This window comes from Roseibium sp. R5 (assembly GCF_055755305.1).
In genome coordinates this window covers 3,321,069-3,336,446 of sequence record NZ_CM146910.1, presented here as the reverse complement: position 1 = coordinate 3,336,446, position 15,378 = coordinate 3,321,069, and the positions used below count along the sequence as shown (strand labels likewise).

Genomic DNA, 15,378 nt, shown 5'->3' with positions numbered 1-15,378 from the left:
AAGACGACATAAACTATCGCGATAGTTGAATATCATCTTGTATCCGCTGCGCCAGCTTTGCGCTCCCGGAAAAAGCTGTAGGTGCCGGAAGCGATCACGATAGCAATGCCTACCAATGTGATTCCATCCGGGACATCGCCCCACACAATGTAGCCCAGAAAAATCGCCCAGACGACAATGGTGTACCGGAAGGGCGCAACCACGGCGATGTCCCCAAGCCGCATCGCCAGAATAATGAAGACGTATCCAGCCAGGACAAAAACAGCCGCCCCGCCGAGATAGCCGTATTCCACCAAAGACAGATCGGTCCAGCCGGATTGCACGGTTAAGAAGGTACCAAGCAGCGTCACGGCAATAAAACTTACCAAGGCGACACCGAGGGTCGGGACATCCTTGGGCAACTGACGGGTTGCAAGATCCCGCAGCGCCATGCAGCCAACACCTGCCAGTGCCAGAAGGGAGAACGCATTGAAGCCCTCCAACCCCGGCCGGATGATCAATAAAACACCGATCAGACCGACAAGGATCGCGCTCCATCGGCGCCACCCAACCGCGTCTTTTAGAAAAACCGCTGCTGCAGCGGTCACCACGAGCGGCAACACCTGAAGAATCGCAGTCGCATTGGCGATCGGCAACTGGAAGAGAGCCGTCAAATAGAGGATGGTGGCCGCTGTCTCTGCGAGTGCCCGAAGCAGTACCGCTGGATGAGCCAGAACACGCGTATTGTGAAACAGCCCGGTCACAGCACCGGCAACGCCCAGCGCGGCGATGCAGATCAAACCACGTACTAGAATAATCTGTCCGAGCGGCACCGCATCAGAAGCCATCTTGACCAGCGTATCGTTCAAGATGAAGCCAGCCATGGCGATCAGCATCGCTGCAATCGCCCGGCTGTTGCTCGGATGGTCCATAAAAATGCCTTTAAAAGAAATTCGGGCAGGAACACCGCCCCTGCCCGATCCAAACTAAACTATTGCGCGGACTATTCAAAAACAATCGCGGGTGCTGCGCGATCTGCACTGTCCGTCCCGCCTTCGATGCCAGCCATCACTTTGCCCGCGATCTCTTTGTAGATTTGCGCAGACTGGCCTTCCGGATCAGACACAACGATTGGCGTTCCTGCATCGGACGTCTCACGGATCTTCATCGCCAACGGCACCTCTCCTAGGAATGGCACACCAAGCCGCTCAGCGTCGGCGCGTGCGCCCCCGTGGCCGAAGATGTCATGACGGCTGCCGCAATCTGGGCAGAGGAAGTAGCTCATGTTTTCAACGATGCCGAGAACCGGCACGTCGACCTTCTTAAACATGGCAAGCCCTTTGCGGGCATCAATCAAGGCAAGATCCTGCGGGGTAGAGACAATCACAGCCCCTGCCAGCGGCACCTGTTGGGCCATGGTTAGCTGCGCATCGCCGGTTCCCGGAGGCATATCGACCACGAGGACATCGAGCTCACCCCAGGCAACTTCGCGTAGCATCTGAGTAAGCGCGGAGATCACCATCGGACCACGCCAGATCATCGGGGTTTCTTCTTCCACCATGAAGCCCATGGACATCACCTTGACGCCATAGCCTTCCAACGGCTTGAGCATGCGACCGGACAGGGCTTCCGGACGTCCGGAGACGTTGAAAAGCCGCGGCACGGACGGTCCATAAATGTCGGCATCGAGAACACCGACCCTCAAACCATTTGCAGCCATGCCCAGCGCGAGGTTCGCAGTTGTGGTCGATTTGCCAACACCGCCCTTTCCGGACGCAACTGCAACAATGTGCTTAATCCCCGGAACACCCGGTTTGGCGGAGGCCTGTTCTTCTTGCGGGGGTCTTGGCGCTCTCGGCGCAGGGGCAGGGGCAGGTTGCGGCGGACGTGCCGGGGCACTTCCAGGCGCGCGCTCCGCGGTCAGGGCAACCATGGCGTTTTCAACACCGTCGACTTCCTTCACGACTTTTTCGGCCGCCTGACGCAAGGGCTCCAGTTCCTGAGCCCGCGCAGCCGGGACGGTAATGGAAAACGCAACACGGCCATCGGACACGAAAACGTCTGAAACCAGTCCAAGCGAGACGATGTCGCCCTCCAGGTCAGGCCCTTTGATCTGGCGCAGCCGGTCCATTACGGCGTTTTTTATGGTTTCACTCATCTATGCGTCCTGTCGGTCTCAGGTGATCGCAGCGCTCCTCCGCTGATGTGCCATATCGGCCCTAAATCACCTTATTCCATGATTTTCACCTTTTAAGGTGATTTCCTTCTGTTTCTTAGGGTTGATGATTGCGCGTTACAAGGTGTGTTGAGCGCTCAACATTGTCCCCCTTGCGTAGAGAGGACAATGTTGTCCTTGACCCTCCCCCAGGCAATCCGGATAGTTTCAGCCCAATCGCCTGAACAACCACCTTTCGAGAAAACTTATGACCACCTGTCTGATTACCGCCATCAATCGCGGAATTGGCCGCGAACTTGTCGCCGCCGCTCTTGCCAAGAGCTGGACTGTTTATGGGTCTGTCAGGTCAGCGGAGGCTGCCCGCGAGGTCACTGAAGCCTTTGACGGCAAAGTCTCGCCTCTCGTGTTTGACGTTACCGATCACAAGGCCGTGGAAGCAGCTGCAGAAGCACTCGACGTCTCAATCGACGTCCTGATCAACAATGCGGGCATAATCGGACCCGACCGGCAAAGCCCTCTCGATATGGACTATGACGGCTTTCACGAAACGCTGGCAATCAACACCCTTGGTCCCCTCGCCGTCAGCCAATCCTTTCTGCCTCACATCTTGAAAGACAAACCCGGCACAATCATCACGGTCTCCAGCCAGATGTCCTGGATGGGCTATCGCAAGTCCGACCGTATTGCCTACCGTGCATCCAAGGCGGCTGTGAACAAAGTGATGCAAGGTCTGGCAACAGAGCTCGAAGACGAAGGGGTTCCGGTTGCCTTGATCGATCCGGGCTGGGTCCGTACCGACATGGGCGGACCGGAAGCCGATAACTGCCCCGCCGATGTTGCTTCGGGCATTCTGAACCTAAGCGAAGCCCTCACGTTGAAAGACACCGGCAAGTTCTTCAAATGGAGCGGCGAAGAACGGCCCTTCTAAAAGACGAACAACGCACCAACCAAATAGCGGATCATTCAATGTCCTGGCCCTTACCCATTACCTTGACCGGTACACATGTCGCTCTCGTTCCTCTCAGCCTTGAACACGCGGACGATCTCTCGGAAGCTTCGGCCGAAGGGGATTTATGGAAGGCCTGGTATACGAGCATTCCGAAGCCTGAAGACGTTCGGGCAGAAATTGAGCGGCGCCTCGGATTGCAGGAGGCCGGCTCGATGTTGCCCTTTGCGGTTCTCACACCGGATGGCAAGGCAGTCGGCATGACGACATACATGAACATCGACCCGGTTCACAAACGTGTCGAGATCGGCTCCACCTGGTATCGCAAGTCTGTTCAACGAACCGGCCTCAACACAGAGTGCAAGCTGATGCTGCTCACGCACGCATTTGAAGAGCTGGACTGTATAGCGGTGGAGTTCCGGACCCACTTCCTGAACCGGCAAAGCCGGACAGCCATCGAGCGGCTTGGTGCACGCCTTGATGGCGTGTTGCGGTCCCACCAAAGATCCGCAGATGGTGCATTGAGGGATACGGCGGTCTATTCGATTCTTCCACACGAATGGCCAGCGGTTAAGAACGGCCTAAGGTTCAAACTGTCGCGAGACATCTGAGCCGCTTTCACACAAGAAGATCAGCCAATGTATTTGTGCACAGCTTTCTTGATGCTGATCTTTTGAATCAACAGCACCGGAATCGTCAGACCAAAGAGAGGACCTGTCGAAAACCGGTCCTCTTCTTCCAATTTGATTCAAATTTTAAGCAAATGTGAGGAATTGAAGCGCAGGCTGGTCTTATCGGGGATTGGATGGGACACGAGCAATGGAACTCTACCGGGCCTGCTACCGCAGCAAGATCAAATGGGACAACATGCGCTTGCCCCTGCCGGATGAAATCGACAAGACCTTGCTGCGCATTCGGCGCATCAACCGCCGCGCAGGTGTGACCGGGGCTTTGCTTCTTGTCGATCAGCACATCATTCAGGTCCTGGAAGGCTATACCGGACCGGTGCTCGACACCGTGTACTGTGTCATGAATGATCCGCGCCTCCACGACATTGAGGGCATCATTCACGAGCCGGCCGATTACAGGTTGTTTCCGAACTCACTAATGTTCTTCCGAGATCTGACGGACGGCATTGCTGCATCCCGGCATGCAGAACTCCGCCCACTCCTTGATCATCCGGGTGAAGTCACCCGCGATGAGGCTTATCTGGCGCTCAGCCACTTCGCCAAGGAGCTGCGCGAAGGCCGGATGACCAACGACATGTTGATGATCTGAGCCCCGACCCGAACCCCAAAGAGAACGGTTTGCGGCTGAACTGATCTGGCCATCTCCACTTCGTGGGGACTAGGGTGTGGTTCCCTTTCCTTGGAATCACATTTTCATGTCCGCCGCACACCCGTCCTTCCAGTCCTTTTCTGCCGGGCTGCTCGCCGCAATCGTCGGCTTTGCCAGTTCCTTCGCCATCGTCATCCAGGGGTTGAATGCCACCGGAGCTTCGCCCGCAGAGGCAACCAGTGGCTTGATGGCCCTGTCCATCTCCATGGGCCTTTGCGCTGTCGTCGCATCGCTCTGGACAAAGATCCCGGTCAGCATTGCCTGGTCCACGCCGGGTGCCGCCTTGCTTGCATCCGCCGGTGCAGTCGAGGGCGGTTTCGCTGCTGCCGTTGGTGCCTTTCTTGTCTGCGCAGTCCTGATCATTCTGGCAGGCCTGATCCGCCCTTTTGGGCGCGCCGTTGCAGCGATCCCAAGTCCGCTTGCGAATGCCATGCTGGCGGGCGTTCTTTTCGGGCTGTGTCTTGCTCCGGTGCGGGCAGTCAGCGAAATGCCGGTATATGCTCTGGCGGTAATCCTGACCTGGGCAGTCGCTGTCCGTTTTGCCAGGCTCTACGCCGTCCCGCTGGCCATGGTCGTTACCTTCGGCATTGCATTTTTGACCGGCGGTTCGCTCGAACTTGAAGAAACGCCTCTCATCAGCCAACCGCTTGTTATCCTGCCGGTGTTCACTTTCGAGGCTTTGGTCAGCATCGCACTGCCGCTTTTTATCGTGACGATGGCGTCTCAGAACATTCCGGGCATCGCAGTCTTGAGGGCCTTTGGCTACCAGCCGAACAGCAGCTCTTTATTTACGCTCTCCGGTGTCTTCAGCTTGGTATCGGCCCCGTTCGGCGGGCACGCCGTAAACCTTGCCGCAATCACGGCCGCCATGTGCGCCGGTGAAGATGCACACAAGGATCCAGCCGCCCGCTATTGGGCGGCCGTGTTTGCCGGTGTGATTTATATCCTGTTTGGACTCTTCGCCGGTCTGGTCATGGCGTTCGTGGCCGCAACACCTGGTGTCTTGATTGAAGCCGTAGCAGGTCTTGCCTTGCTTGGCGCGCTTGCGTTTTCAATCGGTGAAGCGACCAAAGAGGCCGAAACGCGGGACAGCGCGATCATCACCTTTGCAATAACTGCCTCCGGTGTCAGCTTCTTCGGGGTATCCGGCGCCTTTTGGGGACTTCTTGCAGGGGGAGCGTTCATGGCACTTATGCGCTTTCGAAAACAGACTTAAGTGCTTGCCCTTCCCCCTTTGGCTCCCATAGTCTTCCAGACGAAACAACTTTGGAGTTCTGTGCCTGTGACGGCGCCCTACATACTGCAACCCGACCCTTTCAATCCCGCCCTTTCGACCACCGTAACCGGGGTCGACCACACCGGTGCTGAAGTCGACACAAGAGTGGTCACCGAAAAACCTCTCACCCTGTTTCTGAATTCCCAGGAAGTGGTAACGATGATGACCATCGGTGATCATCCGGACCTGCTTGCCGTCGGCTATCTCAAAAACCAGAACATGCTGGCACCCGACGATGTCATTACCGGGATCGAATACGATGATGATCTCGAAGTGGTTATCGTTCGCACAGAGCGCGAGACCAACTTCGAAGACAAGATGAAGAAGAAGGTCCGGACCTCCGGCTGTGCCCAAGGCACCGTTTTCGGTGATGTCATGGAAGGCTTTGAAACCATCGACCTTCCAAAAGACGCCCGGCTGAAAACATCCTGGCTCTATGCGCTCACCAAGGCGATCAACACAACACCGTCGCTTTATCTGGAAGCTGGTGCGATCCATGGCTGCGTGTTGTGCCGTCATGACCAGCCGCTGGTCTACATGGAGGATGTCGGCCGCCACAACGCTGTCGACAAGATCGCCGGCTGGATGGAGCTGAACAAGATCCCGGCAGACGACAAGATCTTCTACACAACAGGACGTCTGACATCCGAAATGGTCATCAAGACTGTCATGATGGGGATTCCAATTCTCGTGTCGCGCTCCGGCTTTACCGCTTGGGGCGTGGAACTTGCCCAGCAAGCCGGTTTGACCTTGATTGGCCGGGCGCGGGGCAAGAGATTCGTCGTGCTGTCCAGCTCAGAACGGATTGACTTTGATATGGATCCCGCGCTTGCGGATGACGAACCCCGTGGTTCCGGCCGGAAAGGGAGTGAAAAAGCGGAATGACCCCGGCAAATGCTCTGATCTCCAAAGACCGTGTCCTCGGCTGTGTGCTCGCGGGCGGGCAATCGCGCCGGATGGGCGGCGGCGACAAGACGCTGATTGATCTCAATGGCAAATCGATGCTGGAGCTCATTCTGGATCGGCTCAACCCGCAGGTCTCCCAGATCGTACTGAATGCAAATGGCGACCCCGAGCGGTTTGCTCAGTTCCGGCTTCCGGTAGAGCCTGACCCGATCGGCGGCTTTGCAGGCCCTCTTGCTGGTGTCCTCGCAGGACTTGATCACGCACGGCGCAATCTGCCTCACGTCAGCCATGTCGTTTCCGTCGCCGGAGATACGCCGTTTTATCCGGCCAATCTGGTTGATCGTTTCCTGGAAGCGGCTCCCGGCGACAATCCGGTGATCGCGCTCGCCAGTTCGTCTGACAAACTCCACCCGGTCTTTGGTCTTTGGCCGGTCGCGCTCTATAACGATCTGCACGACTGGCTGTCGACGGGACAAAGCGGCAAGGTACTGGCCTTTGTCGACCGTCATGACAGCATCGAAGTCGGTTTCGAATTGGATCAGGCGACCGGCCTGGATCCGTTTTTCAATGCCAACCGGCCGGATGATCTTGAGACGGCCCGCAACGCGGCGAGCCTTTTGTCCTCATGATATCAACGCCTGTCTTCGGAATTACTGGCTGGAAGAACTCCGGCAAGACGCAATTGGTGACCCGGCTGGTGGCGGAGTTCACCTCCCGTGGTCTTAAGGTGTCTACAGTCAAACACGCACACCACAACTTCGATATCGATCGGCCAGGCGCCGACAGTTACCGGCACCGGGAAGCCGGTGCCGTTGAAGTCGCTCTTGTATCCGGCCGCCGTTGGGCCTTGATGCACGAGCTGCGTGAGGAACAAGAACCACCGCTTTCAGCAATTCTCCCGCGATTGGCGCCCTGCGACTTGATCCTGATCGAAGGGTATAAGCGGGAAAACCATCCGAAGATTGAAGCGAGACGCACGGAATCGGCCAGCAAAGGCCCTTTATCACCGGAGGACCCGCACATTTTGGCTGTTGCCGCTGATCATGCAATTCCTGACGAAACGTTGCCTGTTTATGATCTCGATGACATCTCCGGTCTTGCTGACTTCATAACCAGCCACCTCAGCCTGCAGAGTGTCCAGTCATGACGGCAAAGCCTCTTTTGAATGACTGCTTTCTGCACGACAAGGACCGGCTGAAACACGCCGAGGCCCTAGCTATTCTGAAAGACCGGCTTACGCCGGTGGCTGCGTTGGAGACCATTCCCCTGGGCGATGCGTTCGGCCGGATCCTGGCAGAAGACATCACCGCGCCGCGCAACATTCCGCTCGCCGACAATTCCGCTGTCGACGGGTATGCATTCCGCTTTGCAGACCATGATGAAGCCGGTGGTTTTTTCCGGTTGCGCCAGCGTATTGCCGCCGGTCATGCCAGCAACGAAATGCTTGCGCCTTGGGGCGCCGCCCGGATCTTCACCGGAGCCGTCATGCCGCCGGGCGCTGACTCGGTCGCCATGCAGGAAGACTGTGAAACCCACAGTCAGGACGGCGAAGACTTCGTCATCGTGCCCCAAGGCCTAAAGAAAGGTGCCAATTGCCGGAAGGCCGGTGAAGATGTTGCCGAAGGCACGAAGATATTGACCTCCGGGCACCGGCTGAAGCCTCAAGACCTTGCAGCGATTGCGTCGACCGGACTTGCCGAATTCACGGTCTATCGAAAGCTTAAAGTCGCGCTCGTTTCAACCGGCGATGAATTGCGCCGACCCGGCGATCTGATCACCGTCGGGGACGTCTACGATTCCAATCACTACTTGCTGAAAAGCCTCGCGTCCGGGCTGCCGGTCGAAATCGAAGATCTGGGGATCTTGAAGGACGATGCCGGTCTTGTCGAAAACACTCTGGCTGAAGCCTCAAAGACCTTTGACATCATCCTGACGACCGGCGGGGCAAGCCGCGGCGAAGAAGATCACATGCAGACCTCGCTGGAAAAGCTTGGCCAGCGGCACATGTGGCAACTCGCCATCAAGCCGGGACGGCCTATGATGTTCGGCCAGATCGGAAACTGCGTGTTTCTTGGACTGCCCGGCAACCCGGTCGCGGCGATGGTCTGTTTTCTGCTCTATGGCCGCCCGGTCATCAGTGTTTTAGGTGGCGGCGGTTTTGTGGAACCACAACGGTTCCAGGCCCCGGCGGACTTCGAGGTTCCAAAAAAGAAACCGGATCGCCGGGAGTTCTACAGAGGCATCCTTGGGATCGACGAAAACGGCAAGACAATCGCCCGCAAATTCGACCGTGACGGCTCTGGCCTGATCACGGGTCTGCGCGAAGCGGACGGGCTGATCGAGATCCCGGAAGACGCAACCTCTGTAAAACGCGGTGAGCTGGTCACCTTCCTGCCCTTCTCCGGTATGGGCGTTGTGTGATCCGGCTAATCTAGAAACGTCCCTTCTGATCAGCGGATTCTACGAACTTCAAGACCAATCACTTCATCGGGTAATATCGTCACCCCGTTAGCTGATTTGTGCGCGTTCGAAATGAAACACAGTCGAAATAAATGGGCGCGACCGTTTCACCATGGTGCATTCCCGGCCTCGAGCCGGGATCTGTGAAACGATGGTCCCGGCTCAAGGCCGGGACTGCTTTTTTCAAGTACTTTGGTTTTATTAGAACGTGTACGGCCAGTCGGCCGCGACGAAGCGGTAGCCATCGCCTTGTTTGGCGAGATAGCCAAAACCCGGGAACGGGATGTGCATTCCGGCAAACATCACCCTGTCGGCCGAAATCTCATCGAAAAACTTCTTCCGGGTCTCAATTGCCTGCGCCGGATCGATATCAAAGGCAATTGCCCATTCCGGATGCTCGAATTGATATGTTGTTGCGTGAATGACGTCCGCCGCAATGATCAGCTGTTCGCCATTGCTTTCGATGACGAAGCCGACATGTCCGGGCGTGTGGCCCGGCAAAGCCTTCGCAATGATGCCCGGAAAGAGTTCCTTTCCCGGATTGAACAGTGTCTGGGTGGACTTGTAGGCATCTGCGCTTGCGCGAGCTCCAAGGAAAAACGGTTTGAACTGTTCGGGCGCTGCGTTCAGTGCTGCATCATCGTACCAGAAGGTGTTATCCAGCTCAGGCAGCAGCAATTCAGCATTCGGGAACGCTTTTTCACCTGCCGGTGTCAGCACGCCGAAAAGGTGATCCGGGTGCATATGGGTGATCAGAACCGCATCGATCTGTTCCGGCGTGACACCAGCTGCGGACAAAGCACTGCTTAGATGCCCCAGTGTCGGCCCCATCTTGTCGGATGTGCCCGCATCTATCAGCACCAATTTGTCGCCGGTGTTGACGAGATAAGCGTTCACCGGTCCAGTGAGAGCCTGACCTTCAATAAAGGCCGCCTCACGAAGTTTCGCCGCAGTTTCTTCTTCGTAGCCAACGAAGAGTTCTGGACCCAGTTGCAGGTAACCGTCGAGGAGCGCTGTCACTTCGAAATCACCAACCTTGCGCCGCAATGCACCCACCATTGGCGACCCAGCCAACGGCGCTGCCGCCTGTGCTGATGCCGGGATGAGGCTCAAAGCACTTGCCGCGCCAAGTGCAGCACCGCCGGTCATGGCGCCGCCCAAGAAGCCACGACGGTTCATGGAAATTGTTTCAACGGTCATATCTATTCTCCAATGCCGTTCTGCCAATCCGCCCCCTAAAGAGGCCGTGCCCTTTAATTGATTTATTCTTCTGGATTTTAAAGCCGGAGATTATTTATAAGAACCAGAAGCTCAACTTATGAATTATATTTTCTGGCGGCTTCAGGAGACTGAAATGGACAAATTGAGCGCGCTCAGCAGTTTTGTGAACGCGGTGAGACTGGGTAGTTTTTCCGCGGCCGCAACGCACTTGGGCGTGTCACAGCCAGCGGTCAGCCAACAGGTCCGAAGCCTGGAGGACACGCTCGGAACACGGCTGATCAACCGCACGACACGGCGCTTGTCTTTGACCGAGGCGGGGGAACGCTATTTCGCTTATGCCAGTGACATTCTGGAGAAGCTCTCCGAGGCGGACCGGTCGGTACAAAGCAATGAAGCCCAAATGAGTGGCCGCCTCACCGTCAGCCTGCCGTATGCCTTCACAGAGCCGGAGCTGGCAGGCTTCCTGACCAGGTTCAAGACGGCCTATCCGAACATCTTGTTCGACGTGCAACTGTCGGACGCCATGGTGGATCTGCAAAAGGAGCGGATTGATGTCGCCATTCGAATGGGGCATTTGCGTGACGACCGGTTGATCGTCAAAAAGCTCGGCGACATGAAACGATGCCTTGTGGCCTCACCAGACTATCTGAACCGGAGGGGGCGACCCGAGACACCGGACGATCTCAAAACGCACGACTTCCTGCTTTATCCGCATATCGCCGAGGCTGGATCCATCGAGCTCGTCGGCCCCACAGGAAAGGCAACCAAGGTTGCTGTGTCGCCAACAATGGTGATCAACAATTCTGCGGCCCTCCGCCGTGCAGCAATCGCAGGCTTGGGCATCTCCACCGCGGTAACCTGGCTGTCAGCACCGCACTTTGGAACGGGAGAACTGGAACTGATCCTTGCGGATTGGTCCTATGGTGTTCATCCCATCCACGCGGTTTATCCGTCTTACCGCTTCATACCGATGAAAGTCCGCCAGTTTGTCTCGGACCTTCAAGCTCATCTGGATGAGCAGCAGGCCTTTGCAGACCCGACCACCCGTTTGGCTGCAGCGGAATAAGCCCGTCAAACCTCATCCACGGCGACGACCCACGTCTCCTTGAGTGCCTCAGCTTCCCATTCCTGCCAGGCGTCAAGCCCGCGCAAGGTTTGGCTGTATTTGGCGGCAACAGACGCATCGCTGAGGCCGTAGGTGTCAAACCGGCTCACGACGGGCGCATACATGGCATCTGCAATCGTGAAATCGCCGAACAAAAACGGTCCGCCGGAGACCTCGAGACACTCTTCCCAAATCTCAAGGATCCGGCCGACATCCGCCTGGACGGCCTCGCTGACGGACCGCTTTTCAGCCGGGCGGCGCATGTTCATCGGACATTCGGCTCTCAGAGCCGGAAAACCTGAATGCATTTCCGCCGAGGCTGATCTTGCGCGCGCACGCGCTTCAAGTTCCGTCGGCCATAGCCCCTTGTCGGGATAGCAATCGGCAACATACTCAAGGATCGCAAGGCTGTCCCAAACCGTAAGATCACCGTGCTTCAGCACAGGAATTTTCATGCTCGGCGAGAAGTCACGAAACTTCGGATTGCCGTTTTCAAAGTCGAAAGGAACAAGCGTTTCCTTGAACGCAATGCCCTTGTGCCGCATTGCGATCCAGGGTCGGAACGACCAGGTCGAATAGTTCTTGTTCCCGATGAAGAGTTCGAATTCGGCCATCTGCTCCGCCCGCTTTCAAATCCGTTTCCAGATTGTGTCATGAGATGTGACCGGCAAACTGTGCCGGGCGATATTGTCCTACCGGCACCCGGCGGCCGCTTCCAATTGAATAAGTTCATCAATCCCATAAGGAAGTCTCATGGGTGGACAACGGCATGCTGTTTGCATCGGAATATGTGTTTCTGATTTTTAAGGACATACATCCGATGACCGTTTCCGCCGCAGCCAAGACTTTGACCGTTGCCCAAACAAACAAACCTCTTTCTTCGTCCAAATCTCCTTTCAACATGTCTGAGATCAGGGCAGAGCTCGCCCGCCAATACGAAGACTGGAAAGCGCTGCCCGAAGATCAGAAATTGCGCCACCTCAAACTTGAAAAACATGGACTGAGCGAACAGGATCTGGACAATCTTCCAGAAGCAGAGCGGGCCCAGTTTGAGCAAAAAATCGCTGAGGCAAGCCGACAGCCCGTGTTTGCGCCATCTTCTGACGAAAGCACCAGCAGATCAGCCCTTTTCAAGCCCGTCGTTTCTCTGGCCTCGGTTCTCGCCATTTCCGACGCCACCCCTGCGGATGCCGGCGAACCCGCCGGAGCACGGCAAGATACCGCTCTCTTGGCGAACAGCATCGACAACGGCCGCGAAAGATAATTGTCTCGATATTGGGCAAAACCAAACAACAATGTTCGCCAACCGGCCAGCATTTCCCTACGGCATGCCTAATTGGATCAAAAAAAGGCAAATTTCCGCTGTGTTTTTTTCATGGGCATGCTTGAAATTTGGATCGAAGTGTATGGAATAGGGCCTTCGGGCAAAAAGGCGGGACGAACCCGCCTGAAACCCAAACAAAATACTAGGGGAATCAATATGCGTTTTGTGCGTATGGCCGCAGCTGCGGTTGCAGTCCTGGCCACGGTTGGTGGCGCAACTGCAAAAGACTGGTCCAAGGTCCGCATCGGAACCGAGGGCGCCTACCCTCCGTTCAACTCCCTGACCGCTGACGGTCAGCTTGTTGGCTTCGACATCGATATCGCCAACGCTCTTTGCGAAGAAATGAAGGTCGAGTGCGAATTCGTCACTCAGGACTGGGACGGCATGATCCCGGCACTGCAGGCTGGCAAATACGACGCCATCATCGCGTCCATGTCGATCACCGAAGAGCGCAAGCAGAAGGTCGACTTCACCAACAAGTACTACAACACCCCGCCGGCAATCGGTGTTCCGAAAGACACCAAGCTGACCGGTGTTACCAAGGACGACCTGAGCGGCATTCTTCTTGGCGCACAGTCCTCCACGACCCACTCCAACTATGCGGAAGCTCACTTCCCGGATGCCGAGCTGAAGCTGTATCCGACTGCTGACGAATACAAGCTGGATCTCGAAAACGGCCGTATCGACGCTGTGATCGAAGACGTTGTGGTTCTGTCCGACTGGCTCGCAACCGACAACGGTGCATGCTGTAAAGTCCTGAGCACGTTGAAGTCCGACCCGGTCATCAACGGTGAAGGTGCCGGCATCGCGATCCGCAAGGGCGAAGATGAGCTGAAAGACAAATTCAACGCAGCGATCGAAGCCATCATTGCGAACGGAAAGTACAAAGAAATCAACGATAAGTACTTCTCTTTCGACGTATACGGCGGCTAATCTGATCGCGGTGTGAAAACCTTTGAAGCGTGGCGCGGACCTCCGGGCCACGCTTTATCGTGAGGTGGTCCTCACGCTGCCAGCCGGAGGGGCGGCTGGACTAACAACGACAAAACAGAAAGAAGCGCCGGCTCATGAATGAAGCTTTGACGCTGTTATCCTTTGGGGAACAAGGCTGGGGTGATACGATTGCCTCAGGTGTGCTGATCACCGTATCGCTGGCGCTCGCAACCTTACCGATCGGGCTTATCCTTGGTTTTCTGATTGCACTGGCCAAAAACTCGTCCGAACCCAGTCTCAAGCTGGCGGCCAACATCTACACAACAATCTTCCGTGGCCTTCCAGAGCTCCTGACCCTGTTCCTGGTCTATTTCGGCGTTCAAATCGCCATCCAGGAATTCATCAAGCTGCTCGGCTACGACATCTACTTCGAGGTCAACTCATTTGTCGCAGGGATGGTGGCGCTGTCTTTGGTGTTTTCCTCCTATGCCTCCGAAGCCTTCCTGTCCGCATTTAATGGCATTCCGCAAGGCCAGTATGAAGGCGGCTACGCGCTTGGCCTGTCGCGCTACAAGACGATGCGTTTGATCATCCTGCCGCAGTTGATCCGCCTTGCCTTGCCCGCGCTCGGAAACCTCTGGCTGATCCTGTTGAAGGAAACCTCGCTTGTGTCCGTCATCGGCTTGGCAGACCTGGTGCGGGAAGCCGGGATTGCTGCACGTGTGACCAAAGAGCCGTTCCTGTTCTTTGGGCTGGTGCTGGTCATCTACCTCCTTCTGACCATGATTTCCTCTGTGGGGCTGCTCCGCATTGAACGCTGGTCCAAACGGGGAGACTCCGCCAGATGATCGCAGCCAATCCCTCAACCGGCATGACACGCCCGCCACCACCGCAGAAAAAGTGGACCAACCTCCGGATCGCCGGCCATGTGCTGATGGCGCTTTGGATCCTGTCCGGTCTTTATCTGCTGTATTTTCTTGGCTCTAACGTCGCGAGCCCGTTTTTCCAGAAGTACTGGCCTGAATATGTCGATGGCTTCATCGTCACGATCCAGATCGTCAGCGTCTCACTGGTGCTGGGTGCGCTGCTTTCGGTGCCGATTGCAGCCGGGCGCGCGTCAAAACTGAAAATCTTCTCCTGGCCGGCCTATGCCTATGTGAACTTCTTTCGTGGCACGCCTCTGCTCGCCCAGGCGTTCATGGTCTATTACGGCTTTGGATCCTTCAGCGAAGAGCTGAAAGCTGCCGGTCTCTGGTGGTTCTTCCGCGATGCCTGGTACTGTGTGATCTTCACGTTCTCGTTGAACACGGCGGCCTATCAGGCCGAGATCCTGCGCGGCGCGATCCAGAACGTGCCGAAAGGCCAATGGGAGGGCGGAGAAGCTCTCGGGCTCTCCAGAAATGTGATTTTCTTCAAGATCATCCTGCCTCAGGCCTTGATGGTCGCCTTGCGGCCCTACGGCAACGAGATCATCCTGATGATCAAGGGATCGGCGATTGCGTCAATCGTAACAATCTACGATCTCATGGGCGAAACCCGCCGTGCCTATTCGCGGTCCTACGATTTCCAGGCTTACATTTGGGCGGCGGTTGCCTATCTGTTGATCGTGGAAACGTTGCGCCGGATCTGGGACAAGATCGAAGCCCGGCTGACCCGGCACTTGAAGCGGTGAGCCCCCTCACCGCTTCCCCAATTCTTCAATATTGATAAACCC

The 15,378-nt window shown here is 56.5% G+C and carries 17 protein-coding genes; 13 read left to right on the top strand and 4 right to left on the bottom strand.

From position 1 onward, the window contains the following. Positions 1-32 precede the first annotated feature (32 nt). Entirely contained in the window at positions 33-911 is an 879-nt protein-coding gene (locus tag AC0J4F_RS15695; RefSeq protein ID WP_133947043.1) for a DMT family transporter, read from the bottom strand. Between the two features lie 71 nt (positions 912-982). Next, on the bottom strand, positions 983-2,137 hold the full coding sequence (locus AC0J4F_RS15690; protein ID WP_473023969.1) for an Mrp/NBP35 family ATP-binding protein: 1,155 nt from the start codon (positions 2,135-2,137) through the stop codon (positions 983-985). A 265-nt stretch (positions 2,138-2,402) separates the two neighbouring features. On the opposite strand from AC0J4F_RS15690, the gene AC0J4F_RS15685 reads away from it, so the two are divergent. The 8 genes from AC0J4F_RS15685 to AC0J4F_RS15650 all read left to right on the top strand — a co-directional run bounded on the left by AC0J4F_RS15685 (position 2,403) and on the right by AC0J4F_RS15650 (position 9,042). Beyond that, entirely contained in the window at positions 2,403-3,083 is a 681-nt protein-coding gene (locus AC0J4F_RS15685; protein ID WP_133947041.1) for an SDR family oxidoreductase, read from the top strand. A gap of 38 nt (positions 3,084-3,121) precedes the next feature. Next, positions 3,122-3,712, top strand: coding sequence for a GNAT family N-acetyltransferase (locus tag AC0J4F_RS15680; protein ID WP_473023968.1), 591 nt, complete (start codon positions 3,122-3,124; stop codon positions 3,710-3,712). Between the two features lie 208 nt (positions 3,713-3,920). Continuing rightward, positions 3,921-4,379, top strand: coding sequence for a BLUF domain-containing protein (locus tag AC0J4F_RS15675; RefSeq protein ID WP_133947703.1), 459 nt, complete (start codon positions 3,921-3,923; stop codon positions 4,377-4,379). 106 nt (positions 4,380-4,485) lie between these two features. Then, entirely contained in the window at positions 4,486-5,655 is a 1,170-nt protein-coding gene (locus AC0J4F_RS15670; RefSeq protein WP_473023967.1) for a benzoate/H(+) symporter BenE family transporter, read from the top strand. A 66-nt stretch (positions 5,656-5,721) separates the two neighbouring features. Further along, positions 5,722-6,600 (top strand): formate dehydrogenase accessory sulfurtransferase FdhD, encoded by an 879-nt coding sequence (gene fdhD, locus AC0J4F_RS15665; protein WP_473023966.1) that lies wholly within the window; start codon positions 5,722-5,724, stop codon positions 6,598-6,600. After that, complete coding sequence (gene mobA, locus AC0J4F_RS15660; RefSeq protein ID WP_473023965.1) at positions 6,597-7,250, top strand: molybdenum cofactor guanylyltransferase MobA; 654 nt, start codon at positions 6,597-6,599, stop codon at positions 7,248-7,250. Before fdhD ends, mobA begins: the two co-directional genes overlap by 4 nt. After that, a complete protein-coding gene (gene mobB, locus AC0J4F_RS15655) occupies positions 7,247-7,768 on the top strand; it encodes a molybdopterin-guanine dinucleotide biosynthesis protein B (RefSeq protein WP_473023964.1) in 522 nt (173 codons plus the stop codon). Before mobA ends, mobB begins: the two co-directional genes overlap by 4 nt. Next, positions 7,765-9,042: a molybdopterin molybdotransferase MoeA gene (locus AC0J4F_RS15650; protein WP_473023963.1), complete on the top strand. Its 1,278-nt coding sequence runs from the start codon at positions 7,765-7,767 to the stop codon at positions 9,040-9,042. Before mobB ends, AC0J4F_RS15650 begins: the two co-directional genes overlap by 4 nt. A 240-nt stretch (positions 9,043-9,282) precedes the next feature. On the opposite strand, the gene AC0J4F_RS15645 is transcribed toward AC0J4F_RS15650, so the two are convergent. Beyond that, the gene (locus AC0J4F_RS15645) at positions 9,283-10,281 is read right to left on the bottom strand and encodes an MBL fold metallo-hydrolase (protein ID WP_473023962.1); all 999 of its coding nucleotides are present in this window, start codon (positions 10,279-10,281) and stop codon (positions 9,283-9,285) included. Positions 10,282-10,435: 154 nt separating this feature from the next. Between AC0J4F_RS15645 and AC0J4F_RS15640 the strand changes: the two genes are divergently transcribed. After that, positions 10,436-11,368 carry a LysR family transcriptional regulator gene (locus AC0J4F_RS15640; protein ID WP_473023961.1) on the top strand — a complete coding sequence of 311 codons (933 nt, stop codon included), beginning with the start codon at positions 10,436-10,438 and terminating at the stop codon, positions 11,366-11,368. Positions 11,369-11,373: 5 nt separating this feature from the next. Here AC0J4F_RS15640 and AC0J4F_RS15635 read toward each other — a convergent pair whose 3' ends face one another. Beyond that, positions 11,374-12,021, bottom strand: a complete 648-nt coding sequence (locus AC0J4F_RS15635) for a glutathione S-transferase family protein (protein WP_473023960.1) — start codon at positions 12,019-12,021, stop codon at positions 11,374-11,376. A gap of 155 nt (positions 12,022-12,176) precedes the next feature. Between AC0J4F_RS15635 and AC0J4F_RS15630 the strand changes: the two genes are divergently transcribed. From AC0J4F_RS15630 to AC0J4F_RS15615, 4 genes are all read left to right on the top strand, one after another. After that, entirely contained in the window at positions 12,177-12,671 is a 495-nt protein-coding gene (locus AC0J4F_RS15630) for a hypothetical protein (protein WP_473023959.1), read from the top strand. 216 nt (positions 12,672-12,887) lie between these two features. After that, positions 12,888-13,664: an ABC transporter substrate-binding protein gene (locus AC0J4F_RS15625; protein WP_208326666.1), complete on the top strand. Its 777-nt coding sequence runs from the start codon at positions 12,888-12,890 to the stop codon at positions 13,662-13,664. 134 nt (positions 13,665-13,798) lie between these two features. Continuing rightward, a complete protein-coding gene (locus tag AC0J4F_RS15620; protein ID WP_473023958.1) occupies positions 13,799-14,512 on the top strand; it encodes an ABC transporter permease in 714 nt (237 codons plus the stop codon). Then, positions 14,509-15,336, top strand: a complete 828-nt coding sequence (locus tag AC0J4F_RS15615; RefSeq protein ID WP_008190950.1) for an ABC transporter permease — start codon at positions 14,509-14,511, stop codon at positions 15,334-15,336. The genes AC0J4F_RS15620 and AC0J4F_RS15615 overlap by 4 nt, the downstream gene beginning before the upstream one ends. Positions 15,337-15,378 lie beyond the last annotated feature (42 nt).